This window comes from Methylomonas sp. LW13 (assembly GCF_016865255.1).
Lineage (GTDB): Bacteria > Pseudomonadota > Gammaproteobacteria > Methylococcales > Methylomonadaceae > Methylomonas.
This window is the reverse complement of the sequence record NZ_CP033381.1, coordinates 3754035-3773933: the sequence shown is the minus strand read 5'-3', so window position 1 is coordinate 3773933 and position 19899 is coordinate 3754035. Positions and strand designations below refer to the sequence as shown.

Genomic DNA, 19899 nt, shown 5'->3' with positions numbered 1-19899 from the left:
TTTTCCACAGGAGATAGTATGAAGAAAATCAACAAAACCCCGTTCGCCATTGCAATCGGCGCATCTCTGCTGCCAACGCTGGCGGGCAATTTTGCTCAAGCTGACAGCAATCCGTTTGCGTTGTCTGAGTTGAGCTCAGGCTATATGCTGACTGCCGAAGCGAAACCTGATGCGGGCGCCGATAAAATGAAAGACGGTTCTTGCGGTGAAGGCAAATGCGGCGCGGCTATGATGAAAAAAAGCACTGATAGCAAAGCCGCTACCGAAGGCAAGTGTGCTGGTAACAAACCGGCTGCTCCAGCCGCCGACAAAGCCGCTGACGGTAAAAAAATGGAAGGAAACTGCGGCGCTAACATGAAATAAGTGCCGATGACGCCGGCTTTATTGAGATTGCAAAGCCGGCGTTTTTATAAGCTAAACCGAAAAACTCTCCCCGCAACCGCAGGTACCCTTTACATTGGGGTTGTTGAATTTAAAGGCCTCGTTAAAACCTTCCTTGGCATAATCCAGCTCAATGCCGCTCAATTTATCCAGATCAGCCTGTTTCACCAGTACTTTTACATCGTGTTGATCGAATACCACCTCATCGGCTTCGGCCTGATCGGCATAATCCAACACGTAGGCATAGCCGGAGCATCCGGAAGTTTTTACGCCCAATCTCAAGCCTAAGCCTGTGCCGCGCTTTTGTAACTGTTTTTGGATTTGCCGGGCGGCACTTTCGGTCACGGTAATAGCCATTGCTCATTCTCCTAATTAGTTTGCTATCAATGTTTTTAACACATCGACGAATTGATCGATTTCGGTTTCTTGGTTGTCTTTACCCAAACTGACGCGGATAGCCGATTTAGCCAAAGAGGCTTCCACTCCCATAGCCGTCAACACCGGGCTAATTTCGCCGGACGACGCCGAACAGGCGGAGCCGCTGGAAACCGCGATATTGCGCTGATCCAGCTGCATTAACAACATTTCGCCGTTAATACCGGGAATACCAAACTGCACGGTATTCGGCAATCTTTGGACGTGTTCGGCAAAGATCACCAAGCCCGGAATGGTGCGTAGAGCTTGCTCCAAACGCTTTCTCAGCGCCAGCATGTGAGCCAGCCTTGCGTCTATCTCCGCCTTCGCCAATTCGGCGGCTTTGCCAAAACCCACTATTGCCGCGACATTTTCCGTGCCGGCCCGCCAGCCATACTGCTGATCGCCCCCACGCAGCCAGGGCTTTAGAACAAATTCTTCTGCGACAACCAATGCCCCGCAGCCTTTTGGTCCGTATATTTTGTGGCTGGATAAACTCATCAATTTAGCGCCCAGCTTTTTGAACGAAAATGAGATTTTACCCAAGGCCTGGACGGCATCGGTATGCAGGTTGACTCCGCGTTCAGCCAAACGTTCGGCGATGGCTGCAAGGTCTTGAACAACGCCGGTTTCATTATTCGCCAACATCACCGAGGCCATGTCGCCGGCTTGCCAATTTGCTTTGTCCAGCGCGAGTAAGGGCATTCTTCCAGCGCCATCCACCTCAAGCGTTTGCAAGTCGCGAAAACACTGCCGGAAGTATGCGGCGTTTTCGAAAATGGAGGGGTGTTCGATTGCAGAAATTGCCAGCCCGCGTTCACGGGCGGTGGCTAGTGCCAAGGCATTTGCTTCAGTGCCGCCGCTAGTAAATACAATCTGCGCTCCTGATGCATCTATCAGCCCGGAGATTTGTTCCCTGGCGGTGTCGATGGCGCTGCGGGCTATGCGGCCAAGCTTATACAAACTGGATGGATTGCCGTACATGCCATGCAAATAAGGCAACATCGCTTCCACCACTCGCTCGTCACAACGGGTGGTGGCGTTATGATCCAGATAGATCATTACGCGATGCGTTTTTCCTGCCGCGGTTGCATTTCGATGACATGCTCGACTTGTTTGCTCTGTCTTTTCGCCACATCGCTGACAAAATCACGCTCCAGTAATTGTCCAAGACTAATTTCTTTTAAGTAAGCGCGAATTTGCTCGCTCAAGCCCATCCACAAATCGTGGGTCAGGCAAGGCTCGTCGTTGTGGCAATTGGCTTTACCACCGCATTTGGTTGAATCGACAGGTTCGTCGACTGCTTCGATAATGTCGGCAATATTAATTTCCCGGGCGCTACGACTAAGTGTGTAACCGCCGCCGGGTCCTCTAACGCCTTTCACCATGCCGGCCTTGCGTAAACGAGCAAACAATTGTTCAAGATAAGACAAGGAGATGGTTTGCCGAGTCGCAATGTCAGTCAAAGTAACCGGGTTAGCTTGACTGTGAAAAGCCAAATCCAGCATCGCGGTGACCGCGTAACGCCCTTTTGTGGTAAGCCGCATTTCAAACCCCTTACAAACTAATGAAAATAATGCTGACTATAAATAAACCCAGTAATTTGGTCAAGTATTCAATCTTAAGTGGTTCTTGAGGTATTAAACACAGACAATCTGTAACACATATTTTTCAATTCTGAGGACAGATCAAGCGGATTACAGCTTGATCTCGTTGGGGATGGGGTTGAAATCTCGCGACTCTGCAAGAAGTTCAAAGCAAACGCTACTCAGTTTGAGTCACTCAGATGACAAGCGCTGGAGGGTTTGTTATCAGAAAATACCTGACAGCGTTATTGCTTATCCTTAATTTCACAATCATCCAAAGCCGACATGGCCTGGCGATGGCAATTAATGCCGGCATCGTTCAATACCTGTTGCATATCGGCTATTTGTTTATCGAGTTGATGGATATGGTCAAGCATCAGATTGATAGCGTTAGCGATAGGATCCGGCATATCACCCGTGGCGCCGTATGCGTCGAAACCCATTTTCTGTGCCATTGCATCGCGCCGGGCTTTTTCTTGTTTGGCTTTTGGGTCGACGATATGTGCGGGAATCCCAACTACCGTCACCCCCATGGGCACCGATTTTACTACTACCGAATTCGAACCGACTCTCGCGCCATCGCCGACCTCAATCGGTCCCAGTACCTTGGCCCCAGCCCCTATTACCACGCCATTGCCCAGGGTCGGGTGGCGTTTACCCTTATTCCAACTGGTGCCGCCCAAGGTCACGCCATGATATAGCGTGCAATCGTCGCCGATCACTGCGGTTTCACCGATCACCACCCCCATGCCATGGTCGATAAAGAACCGCCGGCCGATTTGCGCGCCGGGATGAATTTCGATACCGGTTAGCCACCGGCCCAAGAACGATACATAACGACCGGCCCACCTAAAGCCACGCAACCATAACCAGTGGCTGCAACGGTGAATCAGTACGGCGTGAAAGCCGGGGTAGGTGGTTATCACTTCAAAAGCCGACTGCGCGGCCGGGTCCCGGGCAAATACGCAGTTAATATCTTCTTTGAGTTTGGCAAGCATGGGTTTATTTGGCGTTGTGATTTTGTGAGAAGCGCAGTATGCCCCTCAGGATATCCAGCTCCTTGGTATCAAGCTGGGTCCGATTGAAGATGCGCCGCAAGCGACGCATGATTGATTTAGAACGCTCCGAGTGCAGAAAACCAATATCCGCCATGGTCTGCTGGAGATGCACATAAAAGGCTTCCATCTGTTCGGCTGTCGCCAGAGGTTCTTCGCCAATATCGCCCACCGTGCTGACCATCTCCTGGCCAGATGCGACGAATAACTCGTAGCACACAACTTGCACTGCCGCCGCCAAGTTCAGCGAGCTATATTCTGTGTTGCACGGAATTCGCAACAAATAATGACATAAGTCCAATTCATGGTTTTTTAAGCCGGAATTTTCCCGGCCGAACACCAAGGCGATATTTTGCTCCGGTGATACACCTACCCATTTTTCGGCAGTTTGCCTAGCAGTCAAGCTTGGCCAGCTGATGGTTCTATCGCGTGCGCTGGAGCCCAATACTACCTGGCAATCGGCGATGGCATCTTGTAAAGAATCGAAGACAGTTGCCGATCTAAGTACATCGTCGGCCCCTGACGCTCTGGCCGTGGCATCGGCATGCGGAAAGCTTTTTGGAGACACCAAGCGCAGTTGGTCCATCTGCATATTTTTCATGGCTCTAGCCACCGCACCGATGTTGCCGGGATGGGAAGTCTCCACTAAAACCACTTTAAAATGGGATAGCAATGCGCGGCCTCTGCGGCTAAAAAAGCAGCGATTCTAGCAAAATTTGCTATCCTATCCGAGTTTTCTAACTGCTCATTATCAATTCGATCTATGCACCCGATGCTTAATATTGCCGTCCGCGCAGCGCGGAACGCCGGCGACCTAATCCAACGCTCTTCACAAAATATCGAGAAACTCACTATCGATCAAAAAAGCCGTAATGACTACGCCTCCGAGGTTGATCGGGCCGCCGAGCAGGAAATTATCAAAGTCATTCGCGCAGCATTTCCCGACCATGGCATTCTGGCCGAAGAAAGCGGCGAACACAAAGGTAACGACTACACCTGGATAATTGACCCTTTGGATGGCACCACTAATTTTTTACACGGCTTTCCACAATATGCCGTGTCTATAGCGCTAAAAAACAAAAATAAACTAGAGTTGGGTGTGATTTACGACCCTAGCCGCGACGAACTTTTCACTGCCGAACGCGGCGGCGGCGCTATGTTGAACAATCGCAAAATCCGGGTCACCAAACAAAGCAGTATGCGCGGCGCCCTGATTGGCACGGGTTTTCCATTTAAAACCATGGAAAATATCGAACCCTACTTGGGCATGTTTAAAGCCGTTTGTGCCGACTCAGCAGGTATCCGCCGCGCCGGAGCCGCCGCACTGGACATGGCTTACGTGGCCTGCGGTCGTCTGGATGCGTACTGGGAAATCGGCGTGAAGGAATGGGATATTGCTGCCGGCGTGTTGCTGGTGCAGGAAGCTGGTGGTGTCGCCACAGATTTTTCCTTTAACGACAAATACTTACAATCCGGCAATATCATTGTTGGTAACCCCAAGATGCATCAATTGATGTACCACGCTATCGAGCCGCATGTGCCGGCGCGCTTAAAATAATGCGCAATTCGGCATTTAGCCTAAAATTGTTATCGTCTTGCCTTTTCTTTTATACTTACCGGCTAATCAAATTATAAGAGGCCATCATGGAAAAACCCTTTATCCTGCACATGCTGACTACAGCCAAGAACTTAAGCCCGTTCGACGTCAATATGGCGATGGACGCCGGCTGGATTTCAGCAATCCCCTACATCAATGTTGAACCCAGCGAAGTCAGGGGCTTGGTCCAAGATGCTATTTTTTCGCGCAGCCCGAAAGGTCTGTTGCGCACCGCCATCTTTATCGGTGGCCGGGAGACCAAGCAAGCAATGGATATGTTGAAAATGGCCAAGAATTCCATGGTCCCGCCTTTCGAAGTATCGGTATTCGCCGATCCTAGCGGCGCATTCACCACGGCAGCCGGCATGGTCGCAGCAGTTGAAAAAGAACTGGCTGAAAAATTCGACACCACGCTGGAAGGTAAAAACGTGATCGCCTTGGGCGGTACTGGTCCGGTCGGTCAAGCGGCTGCGGTGATTGCCGCTCAAGCGGGCGCTAAAGTCCGAATCATCGGTAGGCAACTCGATAAAGCCGAGCGCACCGCAGAGCTATGCAGCGAAGAATTTGGCGATGGCAAAATTACAGTGCTGGCAGGCGCCGACGCCGATAAGACCGAATACATGAAAACCGCCGATGTGGTTTTTGCAACGGGTGCGGCCGGCATTGAATTGCTCAGCACAGAATTAATCTCCCAAGCTGCGCAATTGAAAGTAGCCGCTGATGTCAACGCGGTGCCGCCGGCCGGTATTGCCGGTGTGGATGCGTTCGATAACGGCAAACCGTTGGCCGGATCCACCAGCGGTGCGGTAGGCATAGGCGCGCTAGCGATAGGCAACATCAAATACCAAGCGCAAAGTCGTTTGCTGAAAAGAATGCTGGAAAGCGATCAACCGCTATTCTTACATTTCGAACACGCTTTTGAAGTCGCTCGCGAATTCATCAAATCTTCTAAGTAATTAGCTAAGCTCCCCAAAGTCTGCCTATCACAGAGGGTAAGGTAAAAAATGGCAAAACGCAGCATACTTCACATGTTCGACCCCATGCCAAACAACAGTCCGTTTGACATTAACATGGCACTCGACGCAGGCTTTGATGTGCTGATGCCGTATTCCAACGTTAAATTGGAGACTATTCACAATTTGACCCAAGATGCGATTTTTTCGCGTAGTCCGTCGGCCAGTAAGAAAACCGCAATCTTTATCGGCGGCAGGGATATGGGCATGGCGATCGATATGTTGCAAGCCACCAAGCCGGCCATGGTGCCGCCGTTTGAGGTTTCAGTATTTGCCGATCCGAGCGGCGCTTGCACCACCGCAGCAGCTTTGGTGGCGTGCGTGGAAAAGGCGCTTAAACAACATCATGGTAAGGAATTGAAGGGCAGTAAAGCGGTAGTGTTCGGCGGCACCGGTCCGGTCGGCATCGCCACCGGCGTGATAGCCTCGTTGCAAGGCGCGGAAACAATCTTGGTGGATCATCTATCAATAGATTCCGCAAAAGACGCGGCCAAACAATACAACCGGCGTTTTGGTGCCACCATGAGTGGCGGAGTTGCCCGCAATGACGAAGAAAAAGCCGCGTTAATAGCCGATGCAGACTTAGTATTCTGCACGGCAAAGGCCGGTATTCGAGTTATCAATGCGGCCGTTCTGGCGCAAGCCAAGCAGTTGAAAGTAGCCGGTGATGTTAATGCCGTACCGCCATCAGGTATAGAAGGCATAGAGTTAAACGATTTATCGGCACCATTAACCTTGGCAAATCAATCGACTAATGCCGTCGGTGTCGGCGCGCTGGCGATAGGGAATGTTAAATACCAGTTACAACACGAATTGTTGAAAATGATGCTGGAAGCTGAGAAACCGGTATTTCTGGATTTTCGGGAAGCTTTTACCAAAGCCCGCACCTTGGTCTAAGTATTTCAGGGATGTGCGTTAGCCGAACACGCATCCCTGCTATTTAAAGGGCATCCAAATAATTAAATTTGACCGCCAGCCTGGTTAATTCCACATCGTTTTTTATATTCAACTTGCGATACAAGCGATAGCGATAGGTATTGATAGTCTTGTCGCTCAGTTGCAAAGCCTCCGACATTTCCTGAATGCTCCTGCCGCGCAAAATCAGACGTACTACTTCAGCCTCACGCTGGGAAAGCTGTAAAAAAGGCGAGACATCCGCGCCTGGCAAAAACTGAAAAGCCAAATTACTGGCCACATCCTGGCACAAATAGCGCTTACCGGAAATTACCGATTTAATTGCCGCCACCATTTCGCTGACCGGCGAAGCCTTGGATACAAAGCCGACCACACCCAATTTCAGCAGTTGTTGCGGTATGGGGCCGTCGTTATGCACCGACAAGGCGATGATTTTAATCGATGGCTGCGATTGCAGTATGCGCCGGCACGCTTCAAACCCGCCTATGCCGGGCATATTAATGTCCATCAAAATGACATCGGGCGGCTCTTGTTCGACAATCCGCAAAGCCTCCTCGCCACAATTACAGACGGCGACCACCACAATATCCTTTTCAGCTGCCAACAAAGCTTCTATACCGCTTCTGACAAGCTCATGATCATCAACCAGCAATACTTTAATCATAACTTCCTTTTTCTGGGGCTTCTATCAGGTCAAGTTTCCCAAATTTCATCAACAACAGCAATGCTAAAAGTTAGTAGGATAGACTCAAATAGTGTCGTTGATTCGTGGTTTTGGCGTTTAGCCGTTAAAATAGCGGTTTTGATAAAACAACTTCAGGGCCAATATGCGCACTTCCCAATTTCCTCTTAGTACCGTCAAAGAAATACCGGCCGACGCCGAAATAGCCAGCCACAAACTCATGATACGCGCCGGCTTGATCCGTAAACTTGCCGCGGGCGTCTACACCTGGCTGCCACTGGGTTTGCGGGTATTGCGTAAAGTTGAACACATTGTACGTGCGGAAATGAATAAAGCGGGCGGTCTGGAAGTACTGATGCCGGCCTTACAACCTGCAGAGCTATGGCAGGAAACCGGGCGTTGGGAAAAATACGGGCCGGAATTAGCACGGCTGAAAGATCGCCACGACCGCGAATTTTGTCTGGGTCCGACGCACGAAGAAATTATTACTGACCTCGCTCGTCATGAGTTGAAAAGCTACAAACAGCTGCCTATCACTTATTATCAAATTCAGAGTAAATTCCGCGATGAAATTCGTCCTCGTTTTGGTGTGATGCGTTCACGCGAATTTATCATGAAAGACGCTTACTCCTTCCATCTCGATCAGGAATCGTTACAGGCGACTTACGACGTAATGTATCAAGCCTACACCAATATTTTTAACCGCTTTGGTTTGAAATTCCGGGCCGTGATAGCCGATTCCGGCTCAATTGGCGGCGCGGTTTCCCACGAATTCCACGTACTTGCCGAATCCGGCGAAGATGCGATAGCTTTTTCCACCGCCAGCGATTATGCCGCGAATGTCGAAAAAGCCGAAGCTCTAATGCCTGAAGGGATACGCGCCGAGCCGACTCAAACTATGGTTTTGGTTGATACACCAAATCAGCATAGCATCGAAGACGTCAGCCGATTTTTTAAGATCGATGCCAAACAGTGCCTGAAAACCTTGATTGTCAGAGGTGAGGACGCCAGCTTGGTTGCCTTGCTGCTGCGGGGTGATCACGAATTAAACCCGATTAAAGTCGAAAAAATCGACGGTGTACTGTCGCCATTACAATTTGCCAGTGATGAAGAAATTCTCGGCGCCTGTCACTGCAAACCCGGCTCGATAGGTCCTATCGGCCTGAGCATAAAGATCATCGCTGACCGCAGCGTAATCCTGATGTCCGACTTTATTTGCGGAGCCAACCAAGACGGCAAACATTATCAAGGTGTCAATTGGCAGCGCGATTTAGCATTGCCAGAGCAGATTGCGGATTTGCGCATGGTGGTCGAAGGTGATCCGAGTCCCGACGGCAAAGGGCAAATTACCATTGCTAGAGGTATCGAGGTGGGGCATATTTTCCAGCTGGGTACAAAATACAGTGAAGCGATGAACGCCTCTATCATTAACGAAGCCGGTAAAAACCAGATCATGATCATGGGCTGCTATGGGATTGGTATCTCGCGGGTGGTTGCGGCGGCCATCGAACAAGGCCACGATGAGCGCGGCATTATCTGGCCCAATGAGCTGGCGCCATTTCAAGTGGCGATTTGCCCAATGAATATGCATAAGTCTGATCGTTTGATTGATACGGTCGAGAAAATCTATAAAGATTTAACGGATGCCGGTATCGAAGTGTTGTTGGACGACAGAAAGGTTCGAGCCGGATTCATGTTCTCGGATATGGAACTGATCGGCATTCCGCACCGGATCGTCATCGGCGACCGTGGCCTGGATAGCGGTACCGTCGAATATCAAGGCCGCACGGACAAAGAAAGCCAGAATGTTGAATTTGATAAACTCGTCGACTTTATTAAGAACAAACTCGCATAACTTTCGTCGGATTAATCAAACGAAAAAGGGCGCAAATTGCGCCCTTTTTATTGACTGCGTTAGACGCTTGTTAACGTACCAGCGTAAACATAGATTTTACCGCCCCGCATTTAGGGCAGCCCCAATCTTCTGGAACATCTTCCCAACGAGTGCCGGGGGCCACGCCGTTGCGGGGATCGCCCAACTGCTCGTCGTAAACGTGGCCGCAGGTTTTGCATTTGTATTTTCTATACTCTGCCATTGATAGATTCCTCGAATTGTAATCACGGTTTAAAGAAAGCCCGGCGATTGTAGCCGAAGCTCTGCGCACAAAAAACCACGAAGATTTGGAGGGGATTGTTCGGACTGCCTGAAAGTCGTCCGGCCGGGCTTAATCAGTCTATCCTTAAAACCATCTAATGGCATGATTTTTATAAATAAATGTCATCTTCGTCCTGTTCAATATTTGGCTGGTTTACGGCGCGCACCATGATGGGATGGTATTCATTCCGTCGTACTGGCGATGATCTTGTGAATTCGCTTAGTACTTATGCCGATGATGACCAAAATAAACGGAATCGATGCGCCTTCCACCAACTCGGCGTCTACGTGCCATCCTAAACTGTGCAATGCTTCGGCGATTTTGCCGATTAGGCTCGCTGCATAATAGGTGATAGCTACCATCGAAATGCCTTCCACCATTTGTTGCATGCGCAACTGCATTTTTGCACGCAGGGCCATGGAGGATAACAGGCCCTGGTTTTGCCGCTCGATAATAATGTCGACTTTGGTGCGTAACAACTGGCTGGCATTGCTGACGCGCTCGGAAACCAGGGTGAAGCGGTGGGATACGGAATTGCAGGTATGCATCGCCGGTTCCATACGCCGTTTCATGAATTCGCCCAAGGTTTGAATGCCCTGAATCCGCACTTCGCGCAAGTCTTCCAGGCGTTGGCCGACCAATTGGTAATATGCGCTGGCTGCGGCAAAACGAAATTGATGAGTGGAAATGTGATTCTCAACTTCAGCCGCTAATGCCGTTAATTCATCCAATAGTTTAGCGTCGTCGTTATCCGGCTGGGTCATCGAATTAGTAATGGTATACAGCTGCCGATCAGCCTTTTTTAATTCCGGATACAGTTTGCGCGCGATAGGAAACGCCAACAGCGCCATCACTCGGTAAACTTCAATATCGAACAAACGATGCAATAAGCGTCCGGCCTGCGCGGTTCTCAAGTTTTGATTAACCACTAAGAAACGGCTAAAGCCATCAACATGAATCCGGAAATCGGTAAATACGGCTGCCGCGCCGCCGGTTACTTTTGAACCAACGATTGGGTTGCCGGCAAAGTAGGCGGTTAACGGGGATAAATCCATTTCATCCTGATAATTAACCTCCTCGGCGGAAACGATGCTGGCGTGTGCGGCAACAATCACTTTTCCGCTGATCTGCGATAACCAATCGACCGGGACTTTTTTTAAAGCAGGAGCTGCAAACGGCTCTGTGTCTATGTCGTAGGCATAAAAACTGTAGGTACTGAATTCGCCGTGTTGCTCCCAACTCATCTGGAACGCATCGAAGCTCGCGCTAAAGTGGTCTGCATCTAGGTCGGGTGGTACAGTTCCAAACCGTTCGCAAAGTGCTTTCAAATGCCGACGTTCCTGCATTTTTTCATCGCTTGATAACGCCAGCGCCAGGTAACTGGCCCTGACCGGCAAGCTGAGAATAGACGAGGCTCTGGCATGAACCTCGTTATGTAATATAAACCGTTGCGGATGATTTTCCGGGATTTGAAATAGAGTAGTCACAAGTAAATTGGGTAGCATCAAAGGTTAGCGTCTATCGCTTTTACCGATGAATATAACGTAGAGAGGGCTAGGTTGCTACTGCCTAAGTGAATGCGGGCAATGGGCTATAAAAAAACTGCATCAGAACTGTTGATGCTCATATCCTAATGTGTTGATAAAGCGGCTTGTGCCAAGCTAATGACTGATATGGGTTAGGTGTCGAGATTGCTAAGTCTACTGCTGTTGGCACAGGCCGATTATTTATCCGTGACGCTTCACTAGTTTGAGTAATCGGTTGCGGCTTTTATGTTCGCCGTTGTGTATTACTCCAATTTGGTGAATTTGCTTACAAAACTGATTTGGCAATTTTGCCCTGTTATCCCGGATGCAAAACTCCTTTGATGATGTAAGTAAGAGTCGTACATTGCGCTGCCATCGTGCGAATGAAAGTTTATAAAAGGATCGTAGCCTTTTTGGGAAAAAAAGGAATGACAGAGCTGTTGAGACAGTGTCAGTTGATTTTGGGGTTTAATTAGTTTTTCCATGTCGTTCTCCAATGGTTTGCAGTCGAGATACCATACGCTTTCTAGCAAAAAGCTTCTGTGATAAGCGGTTCGTAGTTAAAATTATTTTGTGTTTTTATCAAAAAAATGGCAAGAAAACAGGCCTATTCACAACGCTGGCGCTTTCGTTTTACGGGGTAGTTTGTCCCCCGCAAGTTTTGGTGGCTTAATTTTCAAGTCAGCTTTTACGCTACCTTACTGGCAGGAATTGAGTATTTCAATATGATGCGGCTTGACTGTATTGGCATATCAAAGGGGTTAAATTGTTCGCGTTTGTCAGGCTGTTGCTGTTGCTTTTACAGCGGTCGGTAAAATGCTATCAGCGCGAATAGTAAGCAGAGAAAGCGAGGTTTCAAGCGGTATTGAGTGGCAATTTGATGCTGATTGAACGTTTGCACGTGTCTCCTTTGTAAGCAATCCTTGCGGCAAAATGTCGGCAAAAGCGAATTTGAAATGTGACAGAGTGCTATAATTGCAAAAGCCCGTTAGGCATTAGCCTTCGGAATCATCACTATCCGAATGATGTTGAATCAGGAGATTATGGATGCTGAGACATAATTTAGAAAATCAAGACAATAAGCAAGACGACGTAGAGCTGTCTCGACGCAGCTTCTTTGGGCGTCTGGCTGTTGGTGCGGTTTTATCTATTGCGATGCCCGGCGTCGTTCATGCTGCGAAAAGCGTAGCGGTAAAAGCGGATAAAAACCATCGACTGGAGAAGTCGGCAAGGAGTGCAGTGCGCTTGCCTAAACATGGAGCCATTCAAGCGACTAAGGCTGTTCGTCAACCTGCCAAACTAAGCAAAAGCGCTGGCGGCAATAACCTTAGGCCTGTAGCCGGCCAGCATGGACAGCTGCATACAGCCCATGCAGAACGCCACTCCCTACATGAGTCTCGTGTACGAGATATTTATACAGGCAAAAAACAACACGTAAACACGGCTTCCTACCATGCCAATCGACATGGTAATCAGGGCGGTAGAGTGCATTCTATTATTCAGCCGGCACCAAGAGAATCATTCATGGAGCCTAGCCAAGATTCGTTGTTTTTAGCGGATCACGGGCGTTTTGCAACTCACCGGGCCTTGGCTTTTCAAAATCCGCATACTGGGGACAAATTGAGCCTGACGTATTTTGAAAGAGGTCGTTACCTTAGCGATGCCCTGGATGAAATCAGCTTTTTGTTGCGCGATTATCGTACCGACGATGTGCATCCTATTGATCCGGAGTTACTGGATCAGTTACACGATTTGAAACAAATTTTGGGTTTAAATCAACCTTTTGATGTTATTTGCGGTTATCGTTCGCCATTGACCAACGCTAAACTGCATGCCGAGAATTCCGGTGTTGCGAACAATAGCTTCCACATGCAGGGGCGGGCAGTGGATATTCGTATCGAGCGCTTTGACCTTCGGCGTATTCATGGCGCGGCACTGGCTATGCACCGTGGCGGCGTTGGATATTACCCTGAGTCAAACTTTATCCATCTGGACACGGGAACCTTCAGAACCTGGAAGTTATAGAGTCGTTCGCTCATAAAAAAAGCGCCATTTGCGGCGCTTTTTTTATGTCTGCTCGATTTTCCTGTTTATGGATTAGTGCCGACGTCCGTGCTTTTGCTCATCACTATTTGATTATTCGCTGTCGAACTAGCCGTTGTCGGCGCATGGATTTTGTCCAAGGCCTTTTTCAGTTGTTCGTCCTGGCCGTAAACGTCCGGGTAGAAACGTAACTGGTTTTGATGGTCGACAAATGTCGTGCCGTAATAAAACAGTACCGGTACGGCACGTTTTAGCGTCACGTGGCGGGTTTTAGGGGCCGACATTGCTTGCTTGATAGATTCTTTGTCCCAGCCGGCCTGATCACCCAAAACAAATTCGGCTAATTGTTCCGGCGCCGATACCCGCACGCAACCATGGCTTAAATCCCGACGAGGGCGGTTAAATGCGGCATGGCCTGGGGTGTCGTGTAAATACACATCGGCGGTATTGGGAAATACGAACTTAACCCGTCCTAACGGATTTTTCTTGCCAGGCCGCTGGCGCGCGCGTAAATAACTGCCACCGCCTTTCTCTTCACTGTTTTGGTGTCTTACCAGTTCTATTTCCTGGCTGGCTAAATAGCCTTGGTTATTGGCTGCTTTTGGCAGAATTTCTTTTTCATAAATAGTTTTTGGAATGTTCCAGTAAGGCATAAATTCCAAATACTTCATTTCTTCCCAAAGTACCGGCGTTTGGTTGCTCGGGGATTTCCCTACTACCACTTTCATGTTCAGCGGGTTGGGATCGTCAACTGAATTGAACGCCCATAACTCAAATGCCGGGATATTAACCACAATCATCGGCCCGTCGGTGGTGTCCGGAATCCAGCGCGCGCGCTCCATGGCTAGCGCGATCTGGGCGATTTTTTCGCTCGAAGATTGATTGAATAATGCCGCAGTGGCCGAGCCAATCACGCCATCGGCCGTTAAACCTTGTTGTTGCTGAACCTTTTTGACGGCGGCAACCAAATCGTTGTCGTAAGTTTTACTGTCGGCGGCATTATTATTGTCCAGTAAGGCCATGTCCCGTAGCCGTTGGCGCAAATGCACGATATGCGGATGTTTATCGCCGGGACGTAGCATTTTGCCGGGCTTGAATTCCTGAGCCCCCGTTTGATTTCCCAACTGCTGCAAGCGGGTGAAAATTTGTTTGAGTTGTTGGTATTGTTTGGTTTTAGGCTCAAACTGACCGACTACCTCGGTCAATGTTTGCGCTGCCAAGTGTTGTTTCAACAAGCCAGCCAAGTCCAAAGCGGGTTTGGGGGCGATGTGTACCGGATACTCAACATCGCGTGGATCCACTTGGCCGTGCCGCAAATCGTGTAGATAACGCGCCATAGATACGGTCAAAGCCACATCGTATCCCGCAACGGCCGCACTATCCGGATTTGGTTCATTGATCAGCTGTTTCAGGCGGTCAACATCATAATTGGCAGGATTCAACGCATCATTGGATGCATTGTTTAATATGCTCAATAAATCGTTAAGGTTTTTTTCCGAGCGATTTGCTGTAAACCAGATCGGTTGAAATTGAGTGCTCAGGTAGATTTGGCTAACAAGTTCGCTAACGCGGCTAAAGTCGGCGCGTAACAACAGCGGATGTCGTTTGCTAAGCAGAATGGCGCCAATCGGGTTGTCGGCAGGGATAGGATTAACGACTTCAGGAACGCTGTTTATCGAAGGCAGACTGGTTTCCGGCACTGTAGCCGGCATATCTGCGCTCCATGCCTGCTCCGTTCCCGCATAATAAATACAGGCCGCCAACGCTAACCTGGCATACCTATGGCGCGAATTTTTCAGGGCGTGCGATTGAGTTGTCATGGTTACACGAATAGGGTTCGAATTGGGTGTTTATTGTGCGCTTTGCGCTTAAGTTTAGCCGCAAAGCAAATCAATATAATGTTGGTCTAATTGTACCCTGTTATGACAACAATTGACGCGAAAAGCTTGCCAAAGCTTTGTAGTGGCGGTATTCGGAGAAGGGCGCAGTTGTTTACAGAGTTCTCCAAATCTTCTCAAGCCACTTTAGCTTTCAAAAGACAGTTTATCGGCAAATGCCGATTGCCAGTCGTGGCTGAATTTCTCAACGGCGGTGTCGGTAGCGGGAGTGGTCAAGATTTGCTGGGCAATGTCCAGCGGCAACGTGACTGCGCCAACGCCAAGTTTTAACACCTGCAACACCTGATTGACATTCTTGAAGCTGGCAACCAAAAGTTTGCTGGGCAATTGGTAGCGGTCGATGAAGGTCTGCAAATCGCTGACGACGGCAATGCCGTCAAAGCCTTGATTGTCGATCCGGTTGAGATAAGGCGCCAGGTAATCCGCGCCATGCAGCGCAGCAAGCATCCCTTGCTGCACGTTGTAAATCGCAGTGGCTAACAGCGGGATATTAGCTTTTTTCAGCTGTTTGATAGCACTCAAACCAGCGGTATGCGCGGGTATTTTGACGATAATGTCGAACGGCAATTCATGAAGTTTATGTGCTTCCGCAATGATACCGTCAACCGAGCTACTAAGTACTTGCACATGAAACCGCGCCTGTGGGCCGATGATGTCTGTCAGCGCAGGTAGTAGTTCCTGTAGGCCCATACCGCTGGCGGCCATAATCGACGGATTGGTAGTAACGCCCGCCAAGGGCAAAGCTGGGCAAAGGTTTTTGATGCCGGCGACATCGGCGCTGTCTAAATAAATTTCTAACATGGAACGGCGTGTGGTTTTACGGATAAAAGCGGCCAGTATAACCAGTGCTGTTGCTTATCTTTAGAAAATTACCTCGGTAAATCGTGCGTTCGATGTCAGTACTTGCAGTTTTGCCAGTTGATCCAGCGCGATTTTTCCGGCAGGGCTATCTTCTAACAATAGAAATTCGTGTCTTTCTTCAGTCACTACATTCAGTGCCCGGCCCTCGACGATTCTTTGATCCTTTAATGTCAATCTGACCCGATAGCCGTATAGACAGGCAATTTCGATATAGTCGTGTAAATCGCAAGCGATTCGTGATTCGCTCATGGCATCTCCCCTTGAGTTTTTTGTTCATCGATCTTACCCTCGACGTCTTCGACAGCCAATCATCTGGGGCAAATTATTTTGGATAGCAATTCATCTTCAACACGCTTGGCGTCTATCGACATCTTGCGCGGCCTGGTCGTGGTATTGATGACGTTGGATCACACTCGCGATTTTTTCAGCGACAGCCGTTTTAGTCCCACCGATCTGGATAAGACCTCAGTGGCCTTGTTTCTGACCCGTTGGATCACGCATTTCTGCGCGCCGGTGTTCGTGTTTTTGGCCGGTACCAGCGCGTATCTATGGCAGAGTCGCCGGGGAGCGGATGCACCGTTGAGCCGGTTTTTGCTGGAACGTGGCCTATTGCTGTTGGTTTTAACCTGTACCGTGGAAGCCTGGTCGTGGAATTTTCGCGCCGATCTGCGGCATATTGACGGCGGTGTGTTATGGGCAATTGCTTGGTCGATGATCGCCTTGGCCGGGCTGGTGAAGTTGCCGCTGGCTTGGTGTGTAGCCTTCGGTGCAGCCATGATCGTCGGGCATAATGCCTTCGATGCAGTCAAGCCAGCTGATTTGGGTGGTTTTGGTCCCTTATGGGCCGTGCTGCATACCGGTGACGATGTGCCGTTCGGTGACGGCTGGCTATTGAATCCTTACTATCCATTGATTCCGTGGATAGGGGTGATGGCGGTTGGCTTCGGTTTTGGCAATTTATTGATTGACAATGCCTGGCGCACACGGCGCCGGCTGTTTACTTTAGGTCTAACCCTGCTATGGGTGTTTTTGGTTTTGCGTTTCAGCAATGTTTACGGTGACCCCAAACCATGGCAAAGCTATCCAGACCCGGTATTTAGCGTATTGTCGTTTATCAACTGTCATAAATACCCGCCGTCCTTATTGTATCTGTTAATGACTTTGGGACCGGCGCTGCTGATTTTGGGGCTGGCTGAGGGCAAGTCCGCGGAACGCTTCGGTGTTTTGCAAGTATTCGGCAGGAATCCGTTGTTATTTTATCTACTGCACTTGTACCTGATTCATGGTCTGGCAGTATTGGTGGCGGCGGTCACAGACGGACCTGTGTCAGCAATAATCGGTGGCGGTATTTGGGTGCCGGAGCTGCCGCAAGGCTACGGCTATGGTTTGCCGGTGGTTTATGGCATTTGGGTGTTAGTGGTGCTAACGCTGTATCCGGTTTGCCGAAGTTTTGAAGCCTTAAAAGCCCGCAAGCCTGATTGGCCTTGGCTCAAATACCTGTAACCTGCATGGCGTGTTTTCACTAGAAGAAGGCTGACCATGACCGGCGGCAATTTTCCATTGAGTTTTCGCCTCAAGTTTGCCAGGGGCCAAATGCCTTTGACCCGGCACGCGGTAAAATTTTAAATCGCTATTAAGCCGACGTAGCTTCCTTAGCCTGCTTTTGCTTGTTCAACTGATTTAAAAAATAGCTTTGATAATTCCAGCCGGGACGAGGAGGAGGTGGTTGGTGAGCGAACGGCATGATAAACCTCTGTTGGTGCATTGATTAGGGATAAAAGTGCTCCCGCCGGCTCAGCAACGATGCGCTGTATTGCTTTGATCGAGCTGGCGGGAGCATTAACTAGGAAATATTGAAACTAATCCACTGCGAGCAAGAATCTACCAGCGAAAAGCCGACAGGCAAGTGCGGGTAAGATTTTACTGCGGTGAATTGCAGTCCAATATGTCGCGCCGTTCTGTCGATAAAACACTTGACGGAACAGCGATGCATCCTAGGTTTTTGCACGCTCACCAACGTGATCTGGGGGCGAGCGGGGATTGACATAAGTTAAGCGGCCGCGAAGCCGTCTACCTGCTCTCGGGGGATTTGCAGACCTATCAGTTTTTCCACCAGACGCAAGGCCTGATATTCGTCTTGCGATACCAGCGAAACCGCCTGGCCGTTTTGTCCGGCGCGGCCGGTTCTGCCGATGCGGTGTACATAATCGGCGGACGAGCGCGGTAATTCAAAATTCACCACATGCGGCAATTGGGCAATATCGATGCCGCGTGCTGCCACGTCGGTCGCGACCAACACGCGAATGTCACCGGCTTTGAAACCGGCCAAAGCGCTGGTTCTGGCGCCCTGGCTTTTATTACCGTGAATCGCCGCGGCTTTGATATTGGCGATGTTGAGCTTTTCGGTGAGTTTATTCGCGCCGTGCTTGGTACTGGTGAACACTAATACTTGCTGCCAGTCTTTGGTTTTCACCAGATGGGTCAACAAGGCGGTTTTCGCGGTTTTACTGACGGTATAAACCCGTTGATCGATCAGGTCGGCAGCAGCGTTTTCGACGGCCACTTCAATTTTGACCGGATTAACCAGCAAATCGCCGGTTAACTTGCGAATATCGGCGGAAAAAGTCGCGGAAAACAACAGGTTTTGGCGTTTTTTCGGCAGCATGGCCAGGATTTTGCGAATGTCTTTGATAAAGCCCATGTCCAACATGCGGTCAGCTTCGTCCAGCACCAACATTTCCACTTTATCCAGTTTTACGGCGTTTTGACTGACCAAATCCAGCAGACGACCCGGCGTTGCGGTCAGAATGTCCACGCCGCCGCGCAAGCGCATCATTTGTGGATTGATCTTCACGCCGCCGAATACGACTTCGGATTTTAAGCGCGGTTGTTGATGCGCTCCGTATTTGGCAACGGATTCGGCAACTTGCGCGGCCAACTCTCGTGTGGGCGTCAAGATCAGGGCGCGCACGGGCCGATTGCGGCCATAGTCGGTTTGCGCCAAACGGTGCAAGATCGGTAAGGTAAAGCCGGCGGTCTTGCCGGTGCCGGTTTGCGCGGCGGCCAGTAAGTCTCGGCCTGTTAACACGGCGGGTATGGCTTTACTTTGAATAGGTGTAGGGGTGGTGTAGCCGGAATCGGCAATAGCTTTTATTAAAGCCTCGGATAAACCGAGATTGGAAAATGGCATTAAGGTCTCAATGGGGAAAATAAGGGGAGAAATCTGGGTTCGGCAGTACTGCTGTCGCGATGTCCGCCCGGGGACTAAGGGAATTACATATTGAAGATGAACTTTCAGCGGGCAGTCTATCACGGTTACTGGTTTAAGGTTAGGAAACCGGCGCTAGCCTGATTGAACGGCTGCTCGCGGCAGTGAAATTGATGCGCAAATGCCGTGTTCAAATAGCCAAACTGGCCAGATCGAGTACTATGCCGCCGATTTTTTCCGTGGCGCCCAAATGGTTGGCAATACGTATGTCGATTTGCGGATGTGTGTCGCGTATCCTTTGCACTTGTTCGGGAATATCGATGCTGACGTGGCGTCCCGCTGACAGGAAATAAGGCATCACGACAATCTGCCGCGCGCCCTGGGCTATTTGTTGGCGTAAGCCTTGCGCGACAGTCAGTTCGGCGATTTCCAGAAAAGCACAGTCTATTGCCGCGAAGCGAGTAGTCATCAGCCGCAGTTTTTCTATCAGCTCGCGAATCTCAAGGTTGGAATCCTCCCGACGGCTGCCGTGTGCCACCACTAACAAATGTGTCACCGGAATGC

At 49.8% G+C, this 19899-nt stretch carries 20 protein-coding genes; 7 read left to right on the top strand and 13 right to left on the bottom strand.

The genetic code is table 11. The annotated features are described in order from the left end of the window. Window positions 1-18: 18 nt before the first annotated feature. Entirely contained in the window at window positions 19-363 is a 345-nt protein-coding gene (locus JL719_RS16985) for an HvfA family oxazolone/thioamide-modified RiPP metallophore (RefSeq protein WP_033155459.1), read from the top strand. A gap of 51 nt (window positions 364-414) precedes the next feature. Here JL719_RS16985 and JL719_RS16980 read toward each other — a convergent pair whose 3' ends face one another. The 5 genes from JL719_RS16980 to JL719_RS16960 all read right to left on the bottom strand — a co-directional run bounded on the left by JL719_RS16980 (window position 415) and on the right by JL719_RS16960 (window position 4109). Further along, complete coding sequence (locus JL719_RS16980; RefSeq protein ID WP_033155458.1) at window positions 415-738, bottom strand: HesB/IscA family protein; 324 nt, start codon at window positions 736-738, stop codon at window positions 415-417. A 15-nt stretch (window positions 739-753) separates the two neighbouring features. Beyond that, entirely contained in the window at window positions 754-1857 is a 1104-nt protein-coding gene (locus tag JL719_RS16975) for a cysteine desulfurase family protein (protein ID WP_033155457.1), read from the bottom strand. Beyond that, window positions 1857-2342 (bottom strand): Fe-S cluster assembly transcriptional regulator IscR, encoded by a 486-nt coding sequence (gene iscR / locus JL719_RS16970; RefSeq protein ID WP_033155456.1) that lies wholly within the window; start codon window positions 2340-2342, stop codon window positions 1857-1859. The genes JL719_RS16975 and iscR overlap by 1 nt, the downstream gene beginning before the upstream one ends. Before the next feature lie 284 nt (window positions 2343-2626). Beyond that, window positions 2627-3379, bottom strand: coding sequence for a serine O-acetyltransferase (cysE, locus tag JL719_RS16965; RefSeq protein ID WP_033155455.1), 753 nt, complete (start codon window positions 3377-3379; stop codon window positions 2627-2629). Between the two features lie 4 nt (window positions 3380-3383). Next, window positions 3384-4109, bottom strand: a complete 726-nt coding sequence (locus JL719_RS16960; protein ID WP_033155454.1) for an RNA methyltransferase — start codon at window positions 4107-4109, stop codon at window positions 3384-3386. Between the two features lie 90 nt (window positions 4110-4199). Here JL719_RS16960 and JL719_RS16955 point away from each other — a divergent pair, with 90 nt between their 5' ends. From JL719_RS16955 to JL719_RS16945, 3 genes are all read left to right on the top strand, one after another. Further along, window positions 4200-4994 carry an inositol monophosphatase family protein gene (locus JL719_RS16955; RefSeq protein ID WP_033155453.1) on the top strand — a complete coding sequence of 265 codons (795 nt, stop codon included), beginning with the start codon at window positions 4200-4202 and terminating at the stop codon, window positions 4992-4994. An 86-nt stretch (window positions 4995-5080) separates the two neighbouring features. Next, window positions 5081-5989 (top strand): NAD(P)-dependent methylenetetrahydromethanopterin dehydrogenase, encoded by a 909-nt coding sequence (locus tag JL719_RS16950; protein ID WP_026603994.1) that lies wholly within the window; start codon window positions 5081-5083, stop codon window positions 5987-5989. Window positions 5990-6037: 48 nt separating this feature from the next. Further along, complete coding sequence (locus tag JL719_RS16945; protein ID WP_033155452.1) at window positions 6038-6943, top strand: NAD(P)-dependent methylenetetrahydromethanopterin dehydrogenase; 906 nt, start codon at window positions 6038-6040, stop codon at window positions 6941-6943. 43 nt (window positions 6944-6986) lie between these two features. On the opposite strand, the gene JL719_RS16940 is transcribed toward JL719_RS16945, so the two are convergent. Beyond that, a complete protein-coding gene (locus tag JL719_RS16940) occupies window positions 6987-7625 on the bottom strand; it encodes a response regulator (protein ID WP_033155451.1) in 639 nt (212 codons plus the stop codon). Between the two features lie 163 nt (window positions 7626-7788). Between JL719_RS16940 and JL719_RS16935 the strand changes: the two genes are divergently transcribed. Then, the gene (locus tag JL719_RS16935; RefSeq protein ID WP_033155450.1) at window positions 7789-9498 is read left to right on the top strand and encodes a proline--tRNA ligase; all 1710 of its coding nucleotides are present in this window, start codon (window positions 7789-7791) and stop codon (window positions 9496-9498) included. Between the two features lie 70 nt (window positions 9499-9568). On the opposite strand, the gene JL719_RS16930 is transcribed toward JL719_RS16935, so the two are convergent. Both JL719_RS16930 and JL719_RS16925 read right to left on the bottom strand, forming a co-directional pair. Further along, a complete protein-coding gene (locus JL719_RS16930; RefSeq protein ID WP_084153209.1) occupies window positions 9569-9739 on the bottom strand; it encodes a rubredoxin in 171 nt (56 codons plus the stop codon). A gap of 242 nt (window positions 9740-9981) precedes the next feature. Further along, complete coding sequence (locus tag JL719_RS16925; RefSeq protein WP_225892879.1) at window positions 9982-11286, bottom strand: DUF3422 family protein; 1305 nt, start codon at window positions 11284-11286, stop codon at window positions 9982-9984. A 1086-nt stretch (window positions 11287-12372) separates the two neighbouring features. On the opposite strand from JL719_RS16925, the gene mepK reads away from it, so the two are divergent. Next, window positions 12373-13350 carry a peptidoglycan L,D-endopeptidase MepK gene (gene mepK / locus JL719_RS16920; RefSeq protein ID WP_033155447.1) on the top strand — a complete coding sequence of 326 codons (978 nt, stop codon included), beginning with the start codon at window positions 12373-12375 and terminating at the stop codon, window positions 13348-13350. Between the two features lie 65 nt (window positions 13351-13415). On the opposite strand, the gene JL719_RS16915 is transcribed toward mepK, so the two are convergent. The 3 genes from JL719_RS16915 to JL719_RS16905 form a co-directional block, all read right to left on the bottom strand. Then, a complete protein-coding gene (locus JL719_RS16915) occupies window positions 13416-15188 on the bottom strand; it encodes a L,D-transpeptidase family protein (RefSeq protein ID WP_225892878.1) in 1773 nt (590 codons plus the stop codon). Between the two features lie 204 nt (window positions 15189-15392). After that, entirely contained in the window at window positions 15393-16067 is a 675-nt protein-coding gene (locus tag JL719_RS16910) for a transaldolase family protein (protein ID WP_033155445.1), read from the bottom strand. Between the two features lie 60 nt (window positions 16068-16127). Beyond that, window positions 16128-16376 (bottom strand): Rho-binding antiterminator, encoded by a 249-nt coding sequence (locus JL719_RS16905; RefSeq protein WP_033155444.1) that lies wholly within the window; start codon window positions 16374-16376, stop codon window positions 16128-16130. A gap of 78 nt (window positions 16377-16454) precedes the next feature. On the opposite strand from JL719_RS16905, the gene JL719_RS16900 reads away from it, so the two are divergent. Further along, window positions 16455-17630, top strand: a complete 1176-nt coding sequence (locus tag JL719_RS16900) for an acetyltransferase domain-containing protein (protein ID WP_033155443.1) — start codon at window positions 16455-16457, stop codon at window positions 17628-17630. A gap of 547 nt (window positions 17631-18177) precedes the next feature. On the opposite strand, the gene JL719_RS16895 is transcribed toward JL719_RS16900, so the two are convergent. Together JL719_RS16895 and JL719_RS16890 are read right to left on the bottom strand one after the other, a co-directional pair. Next, complete coding sequence (locus JL719_RS16895; protein ID WP_026604005.1) at window positions 18178-19317, bottom strand: DEAD/DEAH box helicase; 1140 nt, start codon at window positions 19315-19317, stop codon at window positions 18178-18180. Window positions 19318-19525: 208 nt separating this feature from the next. Continuing rightward, window positions 19526-19891 carry a sirohydrochlorin chelatase gene (locus JL719_RS16890; RefSeq protein WP_033155442.1) on the bottom strand — a complete coding sequence of 122 codons (366 nt, stop codon included), beginning with the start codon at window positions 19889-19891 and terminating at the stop codon, window positions 19526-19528. Between the last annotated feature and the right edge of the window lie 8 nt (window positions 19892-19899).

What these genes read in the sequence shown, in the direction of transcription:
- JL719_RS16985 (WP_033155459.1), top strand. Translation starts at nt 19, where the DNA reads ATGAAGAAAATCAACAAAACCCCGTTCGCCATTGCAATCGGCGCATCT.
- JL719_RS16980 (WP_033155458.1), bottom strand. Translation starts at nt 738, where the DNA reads ATGGCTATTACCGTGACCGAAAGTGCCGCCCGGCAAATCCAAAAACAG.
- JL719_RS16975 (WP_033155457.1), bottom strand. Translation starts at nt 1,857, where the DNA reads ATGATCTATCTGGATCATAACGCCACCACCCGTTGTGACGAGCGAGTG.
- iscR (WP_033155456.1), bottom strand. Translation starts at nt 2,342, where the DNA reads ATGCGGCTTACCACAAAAGGGCGTTACGCGGTCACCGCGATGCTGGAT.
- cysE (WP_033155455.1), bottom strand. Translation starts at nt 3,379, where the DNA reads ATGCTTGCCAAACTCAAAGAAGATATTAACTGCGTATTTGCCCGGGAC.
- JL719_RS16955 (WP_033155453.1), top strand. Translation starts at nt 4,200, where the DNA reads ATGCACCCGATGCTTAATATTGCCGTCCGCGCAGCGCGGAACGCCGGC.
- JL719_RS16950 (WP_026603994.1), top strand. Translation starts at nt 5,081, where the DNA reads ATGGAAAAACCCTTTATCCTGCACATGCTGACTACAGCCAAGAACTTA.
- JL719_RS16945 (WP_033155452.1), top strand. Translation starts at nt 6,038, where the DNA reads ATGGCAAAACGCAGCATACTTCACATGTTCGACCCCATGCCAAACAAC.
- JL719_RS16940 (WP_033155451.1), bottom strand. Translation starts at nt 7,625, where the DNA reads ATGATTAAAGTATTGCTGGTTGATGATCATGAGCTTGTCAGAAGCGGT.
- JL719_RS16935 (WP_033155450.1), top strand. Translation starts at nt 7,789, where the DNA reads ATGCGCACTTCCCAATTTCCTCTTAGTACCGTCAAAGAAATACCGGCC.
- JL719_RS16930 (WP_084153209.1), bottom strand. Translation starts at nt 9,739, where the DNA reads ATGGCAGAGTATAGAAAATACAAATGCAAAACCTGCGGCCACGTTTAC.
- mepK (WP_033155447.1), top strand. Translation starts at nt 12,373, where the DNA reads ATGCTGAGACATAATTTAGAAAATCAAGACAATAAGCAAGACGACGTA.
- JL719_RS16915 (WP_225892878.1), bottom strand. Translation starts at nt 15,188, where the DNA reads ATGACAACTCAATCGCACGCCCTGAAAAATTCGCGCCATAGGTATGCC.
- JL719_RS16910 (WP_033155445.1), bottom strand. Translation starts at nt 16,067, where the DNA reads ATGTTAGAAATTTATTTAGACAGCGCCGATGTCGCCGGCATCAAAAAC.
- JL719_RS16905 (WP_033155444.1), bottom strand. Translation starts at nt 16,376, where the DNA reads ATGAGCGAATCACGAATCGCTTGCGATTTACACGACTATATCGAAATT.
- JL719_RS16895 (WP_026604005.1), bottom strand. Translation starts at nt 19,317, where the DNA reads ATGCCATTTTCCAATCTCGGTTTATCCGAGGCTTTAATAAAAGCTATT.